The organism is Demequina subtropica, assembly GCF_000971235.1.
GTDB lineage: Bacteria > Actinomycetota > Actinomycetes > Actinomycetales > Demequinaceae > Demequina > Demequina subtropica.
Window position 1 is genome coordinate 134,898 of sequence record NZ_BBMB01000004.1, and the last position, 20,952, is coordinate 155,849.

Here is a 20,952-nt window from a genome sequence, read left to right on the forward strand (position 1 = left end):
GGGAGCGCGAAGGCCCCCGGGGAGCCGGGCTCCTCGGGGGCCTTCGCCTTGTGCCGGCAGGCTCAGCCGTCGAAGGCGATGGCCTGCAGGATGTCGAGCTTCGCCGCACGGCGCGCGGGCGACATCGCGGCCACCACGCCCGCGATGATGGCGAGCACCATGTAGATGCCCAGCCACGCCCACGGGATCGCCACGGAGCTGAACCCGAACTCCGCGAGCGCCTTCACGAGCGCGACGCCGAGGCCCACGCCCAGGATCATGCCGAGGATGGTGCCGAAGATCGCCATCACCAACGACTCGATGCGGATCATGCGGCGCACCGACCTCCGCCGCACGCCGACGGCACGCAGCAGCCCGATCTCGCGGGTGCGCTCCGTCACGGACAGCAGCAGCGTGTTGGCCACGCCGAGGACCGCGATGATGAGCGCCGCGCCGAGCATGGCCGAGATCACACCGAGCAGCAGATCGATGAACTGGTTGGCGAACTGCGCGAGCTGGTCGGGGCTCGACAGGACCACGAGCGGGAAGTCCGCGGCGAGCGCCGACGTGAGCTGCTCCTCGGCGTCCGCCGGGTCGATGCCGTCGTCGAGGACCACCATCGCCTGGATGTAGTCGAGCTCGCCGAGCAGCTCCTCGCCCGTGGCCAGGTCGACCCACAGCGCCGCGTCGCCCTCGTTGAGGTACAGGCCGGTGACGGGAAGCGTGAGCGTCGCCTCGGGCCCCTCGATCGTCAGCTCGTCGCCCACCACGACCCCCAGCTCCTGGATGGTCGGGTCGATGAAGACGCCTCCGTCCATCGCATCGAAGTCGGGCTCGTTGTTGGAGTCGAACGCGGCGTCCGCGGTCTCCGGGTCGATGACCCCGAGCGCCCGCTTCTGCCCGTCGAGCAGCACGTTGCCCGTGGCGACCTCGGTGACGAAGTCGACGCCGTCCTGCTCGCGCAGGAGCTCGAGGGCGCCGTCCGGGATCGCTCCCTGCGTCGACAGCACGAAGAAGTCCGCCTCGGTCGTCGCGAACTGGTCGGTGACCACGCTCTTGAGCGACTCGGTGAAGGTCGACACCAGGGCGAGCAGCATGACGCCGATCATGAGCGCTGCGGCCGTGTTGGCGCTGCGACGCGGCTCGCGGCGGATGTTGTTCGCCGCGAGCTTGCCGTCGACGCGGAACACGCGCGTGAGGAACGCCTTGAGCCCGTAGGCGAGGGGCACGAGCACCTGCGCCGCGAGCAGCGTCACGCCGATGACCAGGACCATCGCGCCTGCGCCCACGAAGACGTAGGGCTTGGCCACGTCCATGTAGAGGCCGACGACGATCGCGAGCACGCCGAGCAGCGTGAGCGCGCCGCCGACGATGTTGCGCAGCCGCAGCGGCTTCTTGGACTCGGTCGCGGACTCGCGAAGCGCCTCCATCGGGGAGATGGTCGAGGCGTGGATCGCCGGCATGAGCGCCGCGACGAGGGTCACGAGCGCGCCCAGCGTGTAGCCCCACAGGAGGGCGTCCAGGGGGAGCGTGACGGTGCCGAAGATGTTGCCCGACAGGGCCTCGACGAGCGCGGACAGGCCGAGCGCGCCGAGGTAGCCCAGCAGGATGCCCACCGTGGAGGCGACCACCGCGACGACGAGCGCCTCGAGCAGGATCATCGTGCGCAGCTGACGCCCGCTCACGCCGATGGCGCGCAGCAGGCCGAACTCGCGCGTGCGCTGCGTCACGATGATGCGGAACGTGTTGACGATGATGTACGAGCCGACGAACAGCGCGATGAGCGCGAAGGCGATCGCGAAGATGTCGACGTACTGGAGGATGTCGTCGAGCTGCTCAGCCTGCTCCGCGGCCTTCGCCTCGCCGGTGAGCGCGCGCGTGTCCTCGGGGATCACCTCGGAGATCGCCTCGGCGACCTGCTCGCTGTCGGCGCCCTCGGCGGTGACCACGCTGATGGTCTGGAAGTCCTCGGAGCCCGCCAGCGTGGCGGCGTCCGCCTCCGTCATGTAGCCGAGCGTCGCCCCCTGGAGGGAGTTCGTCTCGCCGAACCGGACCAGGCCGACCAGCTCGAGCTCGGTGACACCGGTGTCGGTCGCGACCGCGACCCGGTCGCCGATCTCGTAGCCGAGCCGGGGCGCGGAGTCGAGGTCGAGCACGATCTGACCGTCGGACTCTGGCCCCTGGCCCTCGACGAGCGTCGCCTGATCGAGCTTCGGTTCGCCCGCCCAGTTGAAGAGCTGGCTCGGTGCGCCGCCGCCGGCCATGAGGTCCCCGGTGGGCTCGAAGTCCTTCGGGAGCACCGCGCCCATCACCTGGATGGTGCCCTCCGCCCTCGCGACGCCGTCGACGGCCCGGACCGCCGCAAGGTCGTCGTGCGTGAAGACGGCGTCGGGCGCGGCGAACTGGTCGCCGTCCTCATCGGTCTCGGTCGGTGCCGGCTCGACGATGACGTCGGTGCCGGCGTAGATCTCGTCGAACAGCTGGTGGAAGCCGCCGGACAGGGCGTTCGTGAGCGTGAACGTCGCCGAGGCGAGCGCGACGCCGAGCGCGACCGCCACGGCGCTCAGGATGAGCCGCTTGGGGTTGTGCTTGACGGACTTGACTGCGAGGCGGAACATCAGTGCCCCATCTGCTTCATGCGGTCGAGCACGCGGTCCGCGGTGGGCTCGCGCATCTCGTCGACGATGCGGCCGTCCGCGAGGAACAGGACGCGGTCCGAGTAGGACGCCGCCGACGGGTCGTGGGTCACCATCGCGATGGTCTGGCCGAACTCCTTGACGGCACGGCGCATGAAGCCGAGCAGCTCGGCGCCCGAGCGGGAGTCGAGGTTCCCGGAGGGCTCGTCGGCGAAGATGAGCTCGGGGCGTGCGACGAGCGCGCGGGCGACCGCGACGCGCTGCTGCTGGCCGCCGGAGAGCTCGGCGGGAAGGTGCGTGAGGCGGTCCGCGAGGCCCAGGATGCCGATGATCTCGTCGAACCAGGCGGGATCCACCTCGCGGCCTGAGATGTCGAGCGGCAGGGTGATGTTCTCCTTCGCGCTGAGCGACGGGATGAGGTTGAAGGCCTGGAAGACGAACCCGATCTTGTCGCGGCGCACCTGCGTGATCTTGTCCTCGGACAGGCTCGAGATCTGCTGCTCGCCGATCCACGAGTCGCCGGCGGTGAGCCGGTCGAGGCCCGCGAGCGTGTGCAGCAGGGTCGACTTGCCCGAGCCGGACGGGCCCATGATCGCGGTGAACTCGGCCGCGGCGATGTCGACGTCGATGCCGTCGAGCGCGCGGACGGCCGCGTCGCCGGTGCCGTAGTCCTTGGTGCCGCCGCGCATGGATGCGGCGAGCGTGACGGTGGTGGTCATGACGTTTTCCCCTCGTAGGTCAGGACGTGCTCGCGTCAGTCTGTCGGAGCGCGCTCCCGGGAGGCATCGTCCGCAAGGACGGTTCTCGCCCCTCCCTCTCGGGGATGACCCGCTACGGACGCGGCGCGACGATGCCCGAGTCGTAGGCCTCGACCACCGCCTGGACGCGATCGCGCACCCCCAGCTTGGTGAGGATGTGGCTCACGTGCGTCTTCACCGTGGTCGAGGACACGTAGAGCTCGGAGGCGATCTCCTGGTTGGACAGCCCGCGCGCCATGAGCCGCAGGACCTCGACCTCGCGGTCCGACAGGTCGCCGACCGCCTCGGGCGACGGCGCGGGATCCTCCACGGGAGGGGTGCGCGCGAACTGCTCGATCACGCGCCGCGTGACCTCGGGGGCGAGGAGCGCGTCCCCGGAGGCGACCACGCGCACCGCCGACACGAGCGCGTCGCCGTCGACGCTCTTGAGGAGGAACCCGGACGCTCCCGCGCGCAGCGCCTCGTAGACGTACTCGTCGTCATCGAACGTGGTGAGGATGACGATGCGCGCGCCGGGGTGCGCGGTCAGCACCTCGCGCGTCGCTGTCAGGCCGTCCATGCCCGGCATGCGGACGTCCATGAGGACCACGTCGGGTGCGTGCTCGGCGACGATGCGCGCCGCATCGGCGCCCGAGGTCGCCTCCGCGACCACCTCGATGTCGTCCTCGGACTCGAGGATCATCCTCAGACCCACCCGCACCATCGCCTGGTCATCCACCAGCGCCACCCGGATCATCGTCCGCCCTTCGTCGTGGTGGTGGGCCGGTGGCCCACCTGGTCGTCGGTCGAGGGCAGCGTGGCGCGCACGCGGAACCCCCCGCCGGTCCGGGGCCCGTACTCGAGCGTGCCCCCGAGCGCGTGGACGCGCTCGGCCATGCCGCGGAGCCCGTGGCCCCCGCTGTGACGGGCGGCCTCGGAGATCACGCCACGGCCGTCGTCCTCGACCACCACCAGGACCCGGTCGGGCTCGCGCTCGACCCGGACCGTCGCCCGTGCGCCGGGCCCCGCGTGCTTCATCGCGTTGGTGAGCGCCTCCTGCACCACGCGGTAAGCGTTGAGCTCCACGCCGGCGGGCACATGCGACGTGCCCACGATGCTGAGCTCGACCGGCAGGCCCGCGTCCTCGACGTGCTGGGTCAGGGCGGGGATCGCGGCCAACGCGGGCATCGGCTGCATCTCCGCGACCGCGAGGTCGCGCTCGGCGGTGTCGACGGCCTCCTGCTCGGTCGCGCGCAGCACGCCGATCATGCGCTGCATCTCCGACAGCCCGGTGCGGCCCGATGCCGCGATCGTCGCGAGTGCCTCGAGCACCCGCGCGTCGGAGTCCTTCGCGAGCCTGCGCGCGCCCTCGGCCTGGAGCGTCATCACGGTGATCTCATGCGCCACCACGTCGTGCAGCTCGCGCGCGATGCGGGCCCGCTCGGCGCGCACGGCGTCCTGTGCGACCACGCGCTGCGCCTGCTCGCGGCGCTCATGCTCGAGCTCGAGCACGGTGAGGCGCTCGCGGCGACGGAAGTCGACGAAGCCGAGCATCATGGGGACGATCACGGCGAGCGCGACGGCCACCAGCGACGTCCACGGGACGTGGTCCGTGTACAGCAGGCCCACCACGGTCCAGGCGAGGGCGATGGCCAGGACGGCGCCGCCATGCCTGAGAGCCGTCCGCCGCGGGGTGTACGCGGCGATGCCGTAGAGCGCGAGGTAGAGCGCGAACATCGCGGGCGTGTCCGCGTACCCGATGCCGACGGTCGCGGCCCACGGCAGCAGGATCGCCCAGAGCACGATGCGCGGGTACTGCTGGCGCCATGCGACGGGCGCGATCTGCGCGAGGATCAGCAGGAAGCCCCAGGAGTCGTAGGCATGGGCGGTGTCGGGGGCGGCGTGGACCCCGATGAGCGCGAGGATCAGCAACGCTGCCGCGATCGCGATGTCCCCCCAGCGAGGCGCCCTCACATCCATCCGGCCAGCGTAGGGCGGGGAGGGCGGCAGGGGAATCGTCCGTACGGACGACCCGCTCAGCCGAGGAAGCGGTAGCCGACGCCGCGGACGGTCGTGATGGCGTCCGCGCCGAGGTGGGTGCGCAGATAGCGGATGTACACGTCGAGCACGTTGTCGCGTGCCGCCGAGCCCCACACCGCCTCGAGCGCCTCGCGGCGGGTGACGACCCGGTCCGCATGCGACATCAGCAGGTGCGCGAGCTGGAGCTCGCGCGGGCTCAGCGGTACGGGCTCTCCGTCGCATGCGAGCTCGCGCGCGACGGGGTCGAGCACGCATCGGCCGACGCGGAGCGTCGTGTCCTCCTCAGCGTCGTCCCGTCGGCGCGCGCGCAGCCGTATGCGCGCGATGAGCTCGTCGAAGGAGAACGGCTTGGGCATGTAGTCGTCCGCCCCGCGCTCGAGCCCTCGCACCGTGTCCTCGGCCGAGGTCCGCGCCGTGAGGATGATGACGGGCACGTCCGATCCGGCGGCCCGCAGCCGGCGGAGCACGGTGAAGCCTTCCTGGTCAGGCAGGCCGATGTCGAGGATCACCGCGTCGTGATCCGAGCCGAGGGCGGCGGCGAGGCCCTCGCGGCCGGTACGGGCATGGTCCATCGTGATGCCTGCGGTCCGCAGCCCGTCGCGCAGCGTCGCGACCAGGCGGTCCTCGTCCTCGATGAGCAGCACATGCATCAGGGCTCCCTCCAGGGGACTCGGATCCTGAACGTCGATCCCCGACCCGGCATCGAGTCGATATCGAGCGAGCCGCCGTGCGCATGAGCGATCGCGCCGACGATCGGCAGGCCCAGGCCGAGCCCCTCGGCGGAGGGATCGAGGCGGACGAATCGCTCGCGGACGCGGAGGAGATCCTCGGGCGCGATCCCGCAGCCCTCGTCAGACACCCACAGGAGCAGCTCCTCGCCCAGGCGTGCGCTCCCGAGGCGCACGGTGGACCCCGGCTCCGAGAACTTCGCGGCGTTGGCGCCGAGCTGCAACCATGCCTGGGTCAGGCGCTGAGCATCGACGAGAGCATCGCCCGTGGCGCGCGCCTCGACGGTCCAGTCGCGACCGCCGAGCGCCGCCAGCCGTGCGGCGGCGGTATCGGTGAGGTCACCGATCGAGGCGGGGGCCAGGCGCAGGAACTCGGGGCGGTCGGCCTTCGCGAGCGTCACGAGGTCCTCCACGAGCCGCGACATGTCCTCCGCGACGTCGAGCAGCTCGTCTCGCGTGGCCTCCACCTGCGTCGGATCGCGTGGCTCGAGGAGCTCGAGGCGCGCCCGGATCACGGTGAGCGGGGTGCGGAGCTCATGCGAGGCATCGTCGAGCATGCGGCGTTCGTCCACGAACGCCTGCTCGAGGCGATCGAGCATCGCGTTCACCGTCTGCGAGAGACGCGCGAGATCGTCATCGCCCACGATCGGGACCCGTTGGCTGAGGTCGGTCTCCGTGATCCGTCGCGCGGTCCGTTCGAGCAGCCCGATCGGCTCGAGGAGGCGTCCGACCGTGAAGAAGCCGATCGCGCCGATCGCGCCCAGCGCGAGCGCCGCGACAATCGCGTAGACCGCGAACGTCTCCCGGAGCTCGCCGATGCGCGCACCCTCGTCGATCGCGAGGGCGAACACCGCGACGCGTTCGCCGTCGGCATCGAGGAAGGGGATCCCGGCGTACGCGTACGAGCCGCCCGAGGTCTGCGTGCGAACGGCCTTGACCTCGGTCGTGGTGTCCGTCCAGATGCGGTCGACGAGCTCCGGGTCGTCCTCCAGGCGCAGCGTGCCCTCGCTTGCAGGGACGTACCGCGCGCGTCCGTCGATGATGGCGACCGCGCCCTCGTCGGCGGTGCCGGTGTACCGGCCGACGGCCTCGCGCATGAGCAGGTCGATGCCGGTCGGGTCGTTCTCGGCGATCCACCGCAGGTAGTCGTCGGCCTGTGCCGTGAGCTCGTCCACGGTGGCCTGCTCGACCACGTCGCGCTCGATGAGGAAGGCCGTGGTGCCGGCGACAGCGAGCGCGACCGCCGTGAGCGTCAGGAGGTAGACGATGACCCGCGCACGGACGGATCCTGCGCGCGGGTGAGGCTGCCGGTCGCCTGAGGTCATCGTCACCTTCCGGCGTCACGCTACCGGCTCAGTCGTCCTCCTGCTCGTGCTCGCTGTCCGCGTCCTCCTGCTCGTGCTCGCCTGCCGAGGCGTCGTCCGAGATCGCGTGGTCGTCGTCTCCCGAGCCCTCCCGGTCGGCGTCCTCGGAGGCGTCCTCGGACTCGTCCGCTTCGCCGGCGGAGTCGTCCGAGCGAGGCACGGTGCCCAGCGTGGCGCTCGGCGGCGTCGCAGCAGCGTCGTGCTCGGCGCTGTCCTCGGAGGTGTCGTGCCCTCGCGAGCCGTCGTCGTCGGACTCGTCGTCCTCGCCTCCGGTCGGGCTCGGCACGGTTCCCAGACGCGTGTCGCCCGGGGGCAGCGCGACGCTGTCGTCCGCGGTGTCGTGGCCGCGAGCGTCGTCGTCGGCATCGTGATCGGGGCCGTCATCGTCGACGTCGTCGACCTCGGAGCTGTGCCGGATCTGCGTGGGGTCGTCGTTTGTCGCGTCGTCGGATCCCGTCGGCAGGGGAGAGGCGACGACGGCGTCGTCGAGGACGATGGCGCCGCCGACCGTGGTGTCGGGCGACGGCTGCGAGCCGGCGCGGGACAGCGCGGTCGCGCCGACCCCGACGCCGACGAGGACCGCTGAGGCTGTGGCGATGGTCGCCGCGAATCGTGCCGCTGAGGTGTTCATAGCTCCAGCATCTGCTCGCTGGTCTGAGTGCGTCCTCAGATTGCGGCGAGCGCGGCGTGCGACCGAGGTCCCGGGTGCGCGCTACTGTGAGCCACATCACACGCAGTGAGGGCTGCGTGGCTGAGGGGGTCCTTGATGCGCAGGCGTCGATCGCATGCGGAGGCGATGGAGCGCGCCTGGGCGCGTCTGCATCAGCTGACGGCCGCGCATCGTGCCGAGGACGGCGCCCCGGTCCGCGTCGCCGTGCCGCTGCGTGCGGCCGCGGCGCTCGCAGCGGGGCACGCGAGCCGGGTGGACGCCGCGACGCTCGCCTCGCAGGCCTCGTCCACGTTCGCCGGGAAGGCGCCCGCGCCCGCGCCTGTGCCCGAGCAGGCGGCATCGCGACCGGCACCACCCGCCGGTACCGAGTGGACCGCGCGGGCCCGCTGACCGATGCATCGCCGGGCATAAGCCTGACAAACCGGACACTACCAGGCGTGATGTGCGCCACATGTGCGCCCGCGCGGTCTCGGCTCCATTAGGGTACGGAGCACCGCTTGCCCGCGCGCTGCGCGCGGCGCGCGGTCGAGTCTTGGTGACCGTTCCTGCTGAGGGGGGAAGGAATGGCGAAGCGCAGCCCGCTCGCGCCTCCGGTGCTGCCGGGGTACTCCTACGTGCGCGCCCTGGGGTCCGGCGGCTTCGCCGACGTGTTCCTGTACCGCCAGGACATGCCGCGCCGCGAGGTGGCCGTCAAGGTGCTCGAGAGCTCCGCCGTGAGCGCCGAGCTGCTCGACAACGAGGTCGACGTGATGGCGAGCCTCAGCGCGCACCCGTCGATCCTCACCGTCTACGAGGCCTCCATCTCCGCGGATGGTCGGCCGTACATGGTGATGGAGTTCTGCCCGGGCTCGCTGAGCTCGCGCTACCGCGCCGAGCAGATCCCGATCGCGGAGGTGCTGTCGATCGGCATCCGCGTGGCGTCCGCGGTGGAGGCCGCGCATCGCGTGGGAGTGCTGCACCGCGACATCAAGCCGTCGAACATCCTCACCACCCAGTTCGGCCACCCGGTGCTCGCCGACTTCGGCGTCGCGGCGATGATCGCGACCGTCGAGTCGGAGGACGTCGCGATGTCCGTGCCGTGGTCGGCGCCCGAGCTGGTCGCGCGCACGAGCTCCGGCTCGGTCGCCACCGAGGTGTGGGCCCTCGCCGCGACGGTCTACACGCTCGCCGCCGGGCGCACGCCGTTCCAGTCGCTCGACGGCAGGCGCGACGAGGCCTCGCATCGTGACCGGATCTCCAAGGCGAGGTACACGCCGCTGGGCCGTCCGGACGTCCCTCCGGCGCTCGACGCGGTGCTCGCGGGCGGCATGCGCCGCCTGCCGGGCGACCGCTACGCGAGCGCCGGGGCGTTCGCGGAGGCGCTCCAGCAGGTCGAGCGGGAGCTGGGGCTGCCCGTGACGTCGCTCGACATCCCCTCGAGCGGATGGGCGCAGCCCGCCCGGTCCGCCGGGGCCGGCGAGGCGCCCCGCGGTCCCGTCCGCTCCACCGTGCAGGTCGAGTCCAGGCGTACGCGCGTCGCGACCGGCGGCTCGGCGAGCGCGACCGAGCGCCCGCACCGCGCGTCGGGCCGCCGCGGCATGGTCGCGGGCACCGCGACGGGCGCGGCGATCGCTGCCGCGGGCCTCGCGGCGGCCGCATGGTGGGTCCTGCTGTGACGGAGCCCGCTGTCGGCCGCTACTCCGCGGCGCGCCGGGCGCGCGCCTGGCGTATCGGCGGCGGTGCGGCGTGCGTGGCGCTGGCAGCGGGCGTGGTGCTCGGTCCGGACTTCGACCAGCGCGAGGTCGAGTCCGTCGACCCCGGGGTCTGGGTGCTGAAGGGGGACGGGGACCACGCGCAGTACGGGCGGGTCAACACCACGCTCGGGGAGCTCGACACCTACAAGACCGTGGCGAACCCGGATCAGCTGGTGCAGCACGGGTCCGACCTGCTGGTCTACTCGGAGCACCTCACGGCTGTGACGACCGTGGACCCGGGCCGGGCGACGGACATCGGTGAGGGCGCGACCACGGAGATGCCGGCCGGGGTCGCCGAGGTGCTGCACAGCGGCGACTTCGTGGCGTACCTCACCGAGGGCGGGGAGCTCTGGGGCGGCCGCGTCTCCACGATGCCCGACTCGCCGCCCGCGCAGGTCCAGGTGCCGGTGGGCGAGGACGAGGAGGCGTTCGCGGCCACCGCGGTCGCGCTGCGCGCGGACGGAACGTTGCTCGCGTACGCGCCGAGCGGGACGGGCGAGCGCGTCGCGCGCGCGTGGCTGGACGACCCGTCGCGGACGCCCGAGGTCACCGAGGTGTCGTACGGGCTCACCGAGCCCGGCACGGCGATGACGTTCGTCGGCGACGGCTACGCGCTGTGGGAGCCGCCCGGCGAGGGCCAGGACAAGGGCGAGCTGTGGTTCGAGGACGCCGCCGGCCCGGTGGCCGTGGGCTCGGAGGGCGCCGTGCTCCAGCGGGACGGCGCCGAGGGGTCGGTCGTCGTCGCGGACAGCGAGGACCTCTGGCGGGTCGAGGTCGACGGCTCCACCGCGACGGGGTTGGAGGTCGGCTCCGACGAGTCCCTGGGCACCCCCGCGCGCCCGACCCTGGTCGACGGCGTCCTGACGGCGGCATGGGTCAAGGAGGGCACGGCCGGCGGCCTCGTCTGGCAGGCGGGAGGCGTCGAGAAGCCCCTCGAGGACGCGGCCACGCTCACGACCGGCGTCCGGCCCGTGATCCAGTCGAACGGGACGCGCGCCGTGCTCAACGAGACGGCATCGGGGTACGTCTGGACGCTCCCGGACGGCGACCTGGTCGAGTCCACCCTCGCGTGGGACCGCTCCGACAACGACGATCTCCCGAGCGAGGAGACCAAGGAGACCACGGAGCGGGTCCAGCAGGAGGAGGCCCCGGTCGCGGTGGCCGACTCGTTCGGCGTCCGCGCTGGACGGCAGGTCCGTCTGCCGGTGCTGCTCAACGACCACGATGCCAACGATGGCGACGTCCTGGCGGTGGACCCCGCATCGATCGACGGCACGCTCGACCCGGCCTTCGGTACGGTCGCGCTCGCCGAGGACGGCCAGGCACTGGTGGTCTCCGTCGCCGACACGGCGCCCGACGATGCGACCTTCACGTACCGGATCACCGATGGCGCGCTCTCGAGCCAGACGGCGGTGGTCACGCTGAAGGTCTCGCCCGAGGGGACGAACTCGCCGCCCTTGTGGTGCGGGGACGATCCGGGGTGCCTTGCCCTTGCCCCTGACCCCTCCGCATCCGTGCCCGAGGGGGGCTCGGCGCGCATCGCCGTCCTCGACGCGTGGGTCGATCCCGACGGCGACCCGGTCTACCTGGCGGCGGCCTCCGTGGACGAGCCCGGCGTGAGCGTCGTCGCGGCCAGCGACGGCACGCTCGCGGTCACGAACGCTCAGACGGACCTCGAGGCGGACTCCGCGGTGATCCAGTACGAGGTCGCCGACGCGCGCGGAGAGGTGGGTCGGGGATCCGTGCCGCTCGCGCTCATGGCGCCGGCGTCGATCGCGACGGAGACCCTTGCGGTCCAGATCGCGGCTGGCACCTCGAGGACGGTCGACCTCGCCGGCCAGATCGCCGGCGCGATCGGGCCGGTCTCCGTCAAGCCCGGCAAGGCCGAGCTCAAGGGAGTGAAGGTCGCGAACGCGCATGGCGTGGTCGGGCTGAGGATCGACGTCGCGGAGTCCGCGTCCCTCGGGAGCTACGAGGTCGCGTACACGGCCTCCGATGGCGGGCCCGAGGTCGACGGTGTGCTCCGGGTCGACGTCGTCGATCCCGCGAAGGCGCTGATCTCCACCGTTCCTCTCACCGCCTTCGTCCGCGCCGGAGAGGACGTCACGATCGATGTCGCCGGGTCGGCCATCGACCCGCTGGGCCGGGTCCTCCTCGTGGAGGAGGTGGAGGCCGCGCCCCTCGAGTACACCGGCGCCTCGGAGGCGGGCGCGGTGCTGCAGACGACGCTGGGCCACTCCGTCGTGGACCTCGAGGCGGTGCGGGTCTGGGGCGCGAGGCCGGACGGATCCGCCGGCGTGCTCGGGACCGTGGCGTACACCGTGAAGGACGGGGAGCGCGAGGCTCGCGGCGAGATCACGGTCGTGCTGATCGATACCCCGGTCGAGGCGCCCGTGGCGGTCGCCGACGCCTTCACCGTCCGCGCGGGCACGCAGATGGACCTCACCGTCCTTGCGAACGATGCGGGCGCGCCGGGCACCGTGGTGGCGCTCACGGCTGGCTCCGTCGAGATCCCGGCCGAGAACGGCCTCGCCTTCACCTCCGGACGCGTGGTGCGCTATCTGGCGCCGCAGACCGCTGTCGCGCCGTTCGAGCTCACCTACGAGACCTACGCCGTGGGCTCGCCGTCCAAGACGAGCACCGCGACGGTCACCATCACGGTGGTCTCGCAGAGCGACACCAACCACCCCCCCACGCCCAACGGCGTCTCGTCGCGGGTCAACGTGCGGCAGAGCGTCACCATCCCGGTGCCGACGGCCGGGCAGGACGTCGACGGTGATCGCGTGCGCCTGGTGAGCGTCGCCACGCAGCCGGAGCACGGCACCGCGACGCTCTCGGCGGACGGCAAGGCGCTGGTCTACACCTCCACGGGGGACAGCGCGGGACAGGACGGCTTCGACTACCAGGTGACCGACGGGCTGGGCGAACCGGTCGTCGCTCACGCGAGCGTCGCGATCTCTGACTCCCCGCTCGGGGCGACCCCGATCACGTACACCGACTACGTCCAGGTCCAGGCGGGAGACGGCAACAAGGTGGTCGTCGAGCCCACGGCGAACGACACCGACCCGTTCGGCGGCGCGCTCACGCTCACCAGCATCGTGCCCGATGTGAGCGAGGCCCTCGACGAGTACGAGGAGCTCGCGGGCCACCTGACGACGGAACCAGGGTCCGAGCTGGTCACCTTCACCGCGGGGGACGAGCCCGCCACCTACTCGTACGTCTACGAGGCGCGGAGCGAGAGCGGCTCGGCCAAGGGCCGCGTGGTGGTCAAGGTCGTGCGTGATCCGATCCCGGACCTGCCGGTGGTCCAGGACACCGCGCTCTCCTTCCAGAACCGCGCCGACTTCGTGGGCGGCACGGACGTGCTCTCCGGCAAGGCCACGTGGGCGACGGGAGACGTGAACCGGCTCGGCACCAGCGTGTACGCCGTGTACCAGGCCGCTGGTGAGACCACGGATGCCGCGTCGGTGACCGCGACGGACCGCACGCTCAGCGGCGCGCTGCCCGACCGCGACCTGCTGGTCGTGTTCGAGGTGACCGGCGTGGACTTCGCCGACGAGCCGACCGTCACCTACGGCTTCCTCAAGGTGCCGGGCGCGGCCGACTACGTGCCGGCGCTCGACGCCGACGCCGAACCGGTGCAGGTCGACGAGGGCGCGACCGCGCCGTTCGACCTCGCCGCCATGGTGACCACCCCGCCAGGAGCGGACCTGTTCATCGTGGGTGCGGGCACCACCGGGACGCGTGGGGAGGCGGCCTGCGGCCGCGACCCCGAGAAGGGGGACACCTGGCTGACGTATGCGGCGGGCAAGGGCTCGCCGTACACGGACAACTGCGTCGTGTCGGTGCGCGTCGCGCTGACGGACGGCAGGAACGTGACCGGGGACATCGCCGTCCCGATCGTGGTGACGCCCGAGGACCCGGTGCCGACACTCGAGGGGTCGTCGGAGACGGTCGCCCTGGGTGATTCCGTGGGTCTGGACCTCGCGTCGCTGGTCACGTGGTCGGACGGCAAGGACCACGATCTCGCGCTCGTCCTCGACCCGTCGCCGAGCGACGACGTCACCTACGTGCGCCGGGAAGACCTCGTGACCTTTACGGTGGACGCCTCGGCCGCTCCGGAGTCGCAGGTGTCCCTGAACCTCACGGCGCAGGGGTACGAGGACGCGCGTGCGGTGGTCGCCGTGATCGTGGGCCCGGCACCCACCACGCTCCCCAAGGGCGACGCCGTCGAGGCGACGTGCAGCGCCGACACGGGGAACCAGTGCGACGTCACGGTCATCGGCGGTCCCGGCGAGGTCAACCCGCTGCCGACCACGGCGCTGGTGCTCGACGCCGTCTCCGGTGCGACGGGTGCGGACGCCTGCACGGGGGTGAGCTTCGCGAAGGTCCCCGGATCGACCACGGCCATCCGCATGGCGTGGCAGGACCAGGCCCCCGGTGGGGACTGCGTCGCGCGCTTCAAGGTCCGTGACGCGCAGGGCCGGGTCTCGACCGATGCGCGCGACGGCACCCTGACCGTGCACTTCAGGGGCAGGCCCGCCGCCCCGACCGCGCTCACGCAGACCGCCTTCGCGGACGGATCGCTCACGCTCAAGGTGACGGGGTCCACGGTCGAGTCCGTGCCGGCCGTCACGCACTTCCTCATCCGCGAGGGCGGCAACGAGGTCGCGCAGTGCGAGCCCGCCGGTGGCGAATGCACGGTGACGGTCGGCGGCCTCGTGAACGGCGATCGGCACGTGTACTCCGTGGTCGCGGTGAACCCGGTCGGCGAGTCGACGAAGGTGACCGCGGCCGCGGCGTGGTCGTATGCACCGCCGACGAGCATCGCGGAGGGTTCGATCGCGTGGGAGCCGACCGGCGACGGCACGGTCGACGTCACCGTCACCGTGGCGGATGCCTCGACGTCGCGCGTGCGGCTCTCCTGGTCCCACGGCGAGGTCTACGCGCCCGTGAACGGCAAGAAGGCGCAGTTCGACGGCATCGTGGTCGGCACGAACAGCCCCACCACCGTGAGCATCACGCCGGTCAACGACGGAGACGTCCCCGACGCCGCCGGCGACACCAACCCCTCGACCACCCCCGTGCCGATGCACGGCATCGGTGCCCCGAGGCTCGAGGTCGCCAAGACCGCCGACGGAGGCGCGGATGGCAAGGCGACATTCACGGTCACCGTGAGCGGGGGCGGCACCGATGCCAAGCTCTACTACGGCTGGAAGACCGGCGGCGGGGAGTGCACGCCGTCGCTGCAAGCATCCGCGGGCCAGGCCATCGCCGGGGTGGCGGTGCAGGGCTCGGTCAACGAGGACAACACGGTCACCTTCTGCGCGGAGGCGCGGTGGAAGGCCGAAGGGAAGGCGCTCGGCACCGCCGCGCCCGTGTCCCACACGTTCTTCCCCAAGGACGTCGAGGCGCCGGTGCTGTCGCAGTACAGCTGGGGCGTGCGGTGCGAGGGCGCCAGGTGCTGGACGGTCGCGGGCGGGACGGTCGCGGGCGGGACGGGCTCCGGCGGTGCGGCGCCCACGATCGTCGGTGACAAGCCCTCCGGGTACTCGTCCTACAAGCTCACCTACTTCGTCGACGGTGCCTCGACCGGCAGCAAGGACTTCCCGTGGGGGAGCATCGGTCCCACGACCGTCATCACGGCGCAGTACTGCCACACCGGCGGGAGCAAACCGATCTGCTCTGAGGACTCGGCGCCGGTGACCGCCGCCGTCCTCAACGGTGGGGCCGCCGAGGAGTTCGACTTCACGCTCGCGTGCGCGATGGAGCAGACCGCGCCCGCGGACGACGTCGCCGGCACGCCGGCCTTCTTCGCGGCGGTCCTCACCCCGCAGACCATCACGAGCCCCTCCGGCACCACCGTCGCGTGGCGCTCCTACACCGACACGTTCGGCGCCGCGACCGACGGCGGCGACTTCGCCGACCCGGGCGGACCCATCGCGGCGCTGCTCGACGTCACATTCGATCCGACGGTGGTCGGCAAGGGCGCCCAGGCCCTCACCGTCACCTGCACCTATCCCGAGAGCACCGGCACCGAGGAGATCACGCCATGACCGCAGAGACCGCCGCCCAACAGGGCGTCACCCCCGACCAGGCGTCGTGGTTCGCCCAGCAGTTCGCGTCGCTCGTGGGCAACGTCGAGACCGCGGTGCTCGGCAAGCACCACGTGGTCGAGCTCGCCTTCACCGCGATGCTCAGCGGAGGCCACCTGCTGCTCGAGGACGTCCCGGGCACCGGCAAGACGTCTCTCGCACGCGCGATGTCGCAGTCGGTCCACGGCTCCGCTTCGCGCATCCAGTTCACCCCGGACCTGCTGCCCGGGGACGTCACGGGCATCACGGTGTACGACCAGCGGTCGGGGCAGTTCGACTTCCACCGCGGGCCCATCTTCGCGAACGTGGTGCTGGCGGACGAGATCAACCGTGCCTCGCCCAAGACCCAGTCGGCGCTCCTCGAGGTGATGGAGGAGGGCAACGTCACGGTCGACGGCGTCACCCATCCGGTGGGCGCGCCGTTCATGGTGATCGCCACCCAAAACCCTGTCGAGCAGGCGGGCACCTACGGGCTTCCCGAGGCCCAGCTCGACCGCTTCCTCATGCGCACGTCGCTCGGGTATCCCGACCACGGCGCGACGCTCAAGATCCTTCAGAACGCGCACGACCCGCACCGCACCGTCGAGGCGGTCGTGGGCCTGGACACGGTCGCCGCGATGTCGCAGCTGTGCCGTGGCGTCTATCTCGATGCGCTCATCGCCGACTACATCGCTCGCGTGGTCGAGGCCACGCGCGACGCGACGCAGGTGCGGCTCGGGTCATCGACGCGCGGCGCGATCGCCCTCGCGCGGGTCACCCGCGCATGGGCGCTGGCGCACGGCCGTACCTACGTCACCCCGGACGACGTCAAGGAGCTCGCCGAGCCCGTCCTCGCCCATCGCCTCATCCTCGAGCCCGAGGCCGAGTTCGACGGTGTCACCGCCACCGCGGTGATCGCGCAGATCCTTCTCGACGTCCCGCCGCCCACCCACGACGCGCGCGCGTGAGCGAGCGCACCTCCGGCACGCGCACGGGTCTCACGAGTCGCACTCGCGGGACCCGCACCCAGACGCGCACGCGCACCCGTACGCACACCGAGGTCACGGCGAGCAGCCGTGGCCGCGCGGTGCGGACCGGGCTGGCGCTGCAGGGTGCTGCCGCGGCCGCGAGGGACGGTGCCGCCCGCGCTTGGGGCGCCGTCAGCGCGGTGGTCACCAGCGCGGGCTGGTTCGCCGCCGCATGGGCCGTGACGGGCATCGTCGCCGGTCTGGCGTGGGGCTGGGGCGAGATGCTCGTCGGCGGGGTCCTGGCGCTCGCCCTGGTCGCCATCGCGGCCGTGTTCCTCATCGGACGCGAGCCTCGCGACGTCTCGTTCGGCGTCGACCGCGATGCCGTGGTCGCGGGCCATCCCGCCGAGGGCACCGTGACGGTGGCGAACGCGCGTGCCCGCATGGCCTGGGCCGGGAGGCTCGACCTGCCCATCGGCCCCAGCCTCTCCGAGGTCCAGGTGCCGGTGCTGCGCCAAGGCGAGAGCTTCACCGCCACGGTCGAGCTGCCGACCCAGCGTCGGGGCATCATCGACGTGGGCCCGGCGACGACGGCGCGAGAGGACCCGTTGCGTCTTGTCCGCCGCGAGTTCCGGTGGTCCGATGTGCACACGCTCTACGTCCATCCCCGCACGGTCGCGGTGCCGTCGACGGCCCAGGGCTTCATCCGCGACCTCGAGGGCGCTTCGACCAGGGTCCTGTCGAACGAGGACATCTCCTTCCATGCGGTGCGCGACTACACCGCAGGGGACGCGCGTCGCCACGTGCACTGGAAGTCGACCGCGAAGACCGGCTCGCTCATGGTCCGGCAGTTCGAGGAGACGCGTCGCTCGACGATGGCCCTGATGCTCGATCTCGACGAGCGCTCCTATGCGACCGAGGGCGAGTTCGAGATGGCGGTGAGCGCGGTCGGGTCGCTCGGCATGCGCGCGATCCGTGACGGACGCGATGTCGTCGTGTTCGTGTCCGGCGAGGTCCCGCACTTCGCGCGCGCCTCCGTGCGCTCGCTCGAGCGGCTCCGGACCGTGACCCCTCGTGCGCTGCTCGACGACCTCTCGGGCGTCGAGGCGGCAGCCGAGGTCATGGATCTCGACACGCTTACGCGCATGGTGGCCGACAAGACGGCCGATATCTCGATCGCCCTGATGGTCACCGGCTCCAAGGCGGCGATCGAGCACATCCAGACGGCGGCCTTCGCGTTCCCGAGCGACGTGGCCGTCGCCGCGGTCCTGTGCGACCCGCTCGACGAGCCCGCCGTGTCCGCCCTCGGACGTGTCCAGGTGGTCACCATCAACCTCCTCGAGGACCTGCGGAGCCTGATGGCACGGGGGGCGTCGCGATGAGGCGTCCGCTCCCCCCGGGGTCCCAGGTCGCGCTCTCCGTGGCGTGCGCCGCAGCGGTCCTCACGCTCGCGGCGATCGTGCTCGCGCCCGTCTACGGTCCCGACGCGCTGCTGCTCCCGGCTTCCGCCGCGACCGTCACGGGGCTGGCGCTCGCGGTGCTGTCCGAGCGCTTGCGCTGGTCCTGGGGGCTGTCCGTCCTCTTTGCGATCGCGGGCTACGCGGTGGGAGCGCTCCTGCTCGCGACCCCGGGGGCCGTATCCGCCTCCGGCGACATCGTGACGGCGGCGGTGCAGGTGCTGATCGGACCCGTCGTGGGGTGGAAGGGCGTGGTGACGCTGCCCGCGCCGCTGGGCACCTACGAGGGCGTCATGGTGCCCGCGTACGCGCTGCTGTTCTTCGGCTCCTGGGCCGCCGTGTCGTTCTCGCTGCGCGTGCCCCGGCGCTGGTGGATCGGTCCCGTGGTCGCCGCCGCGACGTTCCTGGCCGCGATCGTGATCGGTCCCGAGCGGGACTCCGATGCCGCCGCGATCGTGGTCGGTACGCACGCGATCGCCCGCGAGACCCTGATCGGCGTCGGCGCGTTCGCGGCGCTGCTCGGCTGGTTCATCGCGCGCGGCTCCCTCGAGCGCGCGCGACTCAAGTCCGCGGCCGGCGCACGGTCGCGCACCCCGGGCAGGCTGCGCGCGATCGCGCTCGCGTCCGGCGCAGCGATGGCGGTGGCCGCCGTGGCGGCGACGATGACGATCTCCTCCTCCCTGCCGAGCGTGGCGCGCTCGGTCGCGCGCACGGGCGTGGAGGCCAGCACCGCGGTCGCGCGCGCGGAGACGCCGTTGTCCACGTACCGCGCCTTCATGTCGGATGATCTCTACGATGTCGAGCTGTTCAGCGTCGAGGGCGCCGGCGACGCGGATCGTGTCCGCCTCGCCGTGCTCCCGTACTACGACGAGGATCGCTACCTCCAGGCCGCTCCGACGTCCGACGCGACCCAGGTGTTCCGGCGCCTGCCCGCCCGCCTGCTTCCCGTGAGCGGCACCGACGAGGCGACGGTGGCCATCGCAGGCCTGACCGGGCCGTGGACGCCGCTGGTCGGCGATGTCATCGAGGTGGGCTTCGGCGGGGGCCGCGCCGCGCAGCTGGTGGACAGCTTCTACTACGTGGAGGACGGAGGCTCCGGCATCGTCACCCTCGGTGCCGCGCCGGACGCCGCGAACGGTGGCCTCACCGCGGGCGACGAGATCTACGAGTCCGTCATGGCCGCGCCTGCCGCGTCGCTCGGTGAGGCCGTGGCGGGCGCACCCGCCGACTCGCTGGCGGAGGAGATGCCCGAGCTCGCCGCGTGGGTGGACGCGCAGGCCGTGGGACGCGATGCCGCGGGCCTCCAGCTGCTTGTCGAGCGCCTGCGTGAGCGCGGCTACCTCTCGCACGCGGTCATCGCGAGCGGCGAGAAGTACCTGTGGCAGGAGGCGCTGCCCGGCCTCGGTTTCGAGGCCTCGGCGGCCGGACACTCGACGACGCGGCTCGAGGACCTGTTCGCTCAGCTCAACGACCGTGCCGAGCAGACGCAGGGGGACCCGAAGGCCTCGCTCGTCGCTGCGGTGGGAGACGACGAGCAGTTCGCAGCGGCGTCCGCCCTGATCGCCACCTACCTCGGGTTCGATGCGCGCGTCGTCGTCGGCGCGCGGCTCGCGGACACCGATGGCGACCGTGGGTGGACGCCGCCTGCCTGCGAGGACGGCGTCTGCCGGGGCCGGAACATCTCGGCTTGGGTTGAGATCGCCACCCCCACCGGGTGGGCCGCTCTCGACACCTCACCCCAGATCGGGCTCGCTCTGGAGGCCGATGTCACCAGCGAGACCCCGCCGGAGTTCGCGACCGATCTGCGCAACGACCAGGCCGAGGTCGAGGATCCGCCGAGCTCGCAGCGCAGCCGCAGCGGTGAGGCGACCGAGGACGACGGGAACGGTGAGGACGATGACGAGGAGCAGTCCCGCACGTTGCGCATCGTCGCGATCTCCGGCGTCGGTGTGCTCGCGCTCCTGCTGCCGCTGATCGTGCTGATCGCGTGGAAGGCGGCCCGGCGTGCGCGCAGGCGGGGGCGCCGAGCGGACGACGCGATCCGGGCCGGCTGGCAGCAGTACCTCGACGACGCCGCCGATGCGGGGCTCCCGCCGGCGGGGCCGCGGACCTACAGCGAGGTCTCGGCGGCGTACGGCTCCCCGCACGGCCCGGCGATCGCGGCGCTCGCGACCAAGGTCGACTTCTCGCACCTCGAGGTCGGGGTCGAGGAGACGGAGGCGATGTGGCGGCTCGTCCGCGAGGACAGGCGCCATTGGCTGTCCGCGCGCTCGTGGAGCGCGCGCATCCGGATGAGGCTGTCGCTGCGCTCGCTCCTGCGGGACGTGCGCCGCGACGCCGCTCAGGTCCACGTTCGCGCTGGCGCGGGCCGCAGCACATGGAAGACGGACCGGACGGCGGTGACGAGGTCTCGTGTCGAGACCCGGAGCCGGTCGCGCCGGAATCGACGCAAGGGAGATCCTCGTGACTGACCACCACATGCCGGGCAAGGCGCCCGCGCCGCACGCCGCACAGCCCGCTCCCGCGGGCTTCCCGCCGCCGCCCCCACCCGCACCCGCCGGCTTCC

At 72.2% G+C, this 20,952-nt stretch carries 13 protein-coding genes; 6 read left to right on the plus strand and 7 right to left on the minus strand.

Going from position 1 to position 20,952, the window contains the following annotated elements:
- Nucleotides 1-62: 62 nt before the first annotated feature.
- From AOM06_RS04230 to AOM06_RS04260, 7 genes are all read right to left on the minus strand, one after another.
- Entirely contained in the window at nucleotides 63-2,597 is a 2,535-nt protein-coding gene (locus tag AOM06_RS04230; RefSeq protein ID WP_062303214.1) for an ABC transporter permease, read from the minus strand.
- Complete coding sequence (locus AOM06_RS04235; RefSeq protein WP_062303216.1) at nucleotides 2,597-3,334, minus strand: ABC transporter ATP-binding protein; 738 nt, start codon at nucleotides 3,332-3,334, stop codon at nucleotides 2,597-2,599. The genes AOM06_RS04230 and AOM06_RS04235 overlap by 1 nt, the downstream gene beginning before the upstream one ends.
- Nucleotides 3,335-3,446: 112 nt before the next feature.
- Complete coding sequence (locus tag AOM06_RS04240) at nucleotides 3,447-4,109, minus strand: response regulator (protein ID WP_062303218.1); 663 nt, start codon at nucleotides 4,107-4,109, stop codon at nucleotides 3,447-3,449.
- Nucleotides 4,106-5,332: a sensor histidine kinase gene (locus tag AOM06_RS04245; RefSeq protein WP_062303220.1), complete on the minus strand. Its 1,227-nt coding sequence runs from the start codon at nucleotides 5,330-5,332 to the stop codon at nucleotides 4,106-4,108. Before AOM06_RS04245 ends, AOM06_RS04240 begins: the two co-directional genes overlap by 4 nt.
- 56 nt (nucleotides 5,333-5,388) lie before the next feature.
- Nucleotides 5,389-6,042, minus strand: a complete 654-nt coding sequence (locus AOM06_RS04250) for a response regulator transcription factor (RefSeq protein WP_062303222.1) — start codon at nucleotides 6,040-6,042, stop codon at nucleotides 5,389-5,391.
- Nucleotides 6,042-7,445: a sensor histidine kinase gene (locus tag AOM06_RS04255; protein WP_062303224.1), complete on the minus strand. Its 1,404-nt coding sequence runs from the start codon at nucleotides 7,443-7,445 to the stop codon at nucleotides 6,042-6,044. Before AOM06_RS04255 ends, AOM06_RS04250 begins: the two co-directional genes overlap by 1 nt.
- Nucleotides 7,446-7,473: 28 nt before the next feature.
- Entirely contained in the window at nucleotides 7,474-8,115 is a 642-nt protein-coding gene (locus AOM06_RS04260) for a hypothetical protein (protein ID WP_062303226.1), read from the minus strand.
- A 135-nt stretch (nucleotides 8,116-8,250) separates the two neighbouring features.
- On the opposite strand from AOM06_RS04260, the gene AOM06_RS04265 reads away from it, so the two are divergent.
- The 6 genes from AOM06_RS04265 to AOM06_RS04290 all read left to right on the plus strand — a co-directional run bounded on the left by AOM06_RS04265 (nucleotide 8,251) and on the right by AOM06_RS04290 (nucleotide 20,857).
- On the plus strand, nucleotides 8,251-8,544 hold the full coding sequence (locus AOM06_RS04265; protein WP_156163579.1) for a hypothetical protein: 294 nt from the start codon (nucleotides 8,251-8,253) through the stop codon (nucleotides 8,542-8,544).
- Nucleotides 8,545-8,717: 173 nt separating this feature from the next.
- The gene (locus AOM06_RS04270) at nucleotides 8,718-9,809 is read left to right on the plus strand and encodes a serine/threonine-protein kinase (protein ID WP_062303230.1); all 1,092 of its coding nucleotides are present in this window, start codon (nucleotides 8,718-8,720) and stop codon (nucleotides 9,807-9,809) included.
- Complete coding sequence (locus AOM06_RS04275) at nucleotides 9,806-15,943, plus strand: Ig-like domain-containing protein (protein ID WP_062303232.1); 6,138 nt, start codon at nucleotides 9,806-9,808, stop codon at nucleotides 15,941-15,943. Before AOM06_RS04270 ends, AOM06_RS04275 begins: the two co-directional genes overlap by 4 nt.
- Complete coding sequence (locus AOM06_RS04280) at nucleotides 15,940-16,929, plus strand: AAA family ATPase (RefSeq protein WP_062303235.1); 990 nt, start codon at nucleotides 15,940-15,942, stop codon at nucleotides 16,927-16,929. Before AOM06_RS04275 ends, AOM06_RS04280 begins: the two co-directional genes overlap by 4 nt.
- On the plus strand, nucleotides 16,926-18,311 hold the full coding sequence (locus AOM06_RS04285; protein ID WP_062303238.1) for a DUF58 domain-containing protein: 1,386 nt from the start codon (nucleotides 16,926-16,928) through the stop codon (nucleotides 18,309-18,311). The genes AOM06_RS04280 and AOM06_RS04285 overlap by 4 nt, the downstream gene beginning before the upstream one ends.
- Nucleotides 18,308-20,857 (plus strand): transglutaminase domain-containing protein, encoded by a 2,550-nt coding sequence (locus AOM06_RS04290; RefSeq protein WP_062303241.1) that lies wholly within the window; start codon nucleotides 18,308-18,310, stop codon nucleotides 20,855-20,857. The genes AOM06_RS04285 and AOM06_RS04290 overlap by 4 nt, the downstream gene beginning before the upstream one ends.
- Nucleotides 20,858-20,952: the final 95 nt, after the last annotated feature.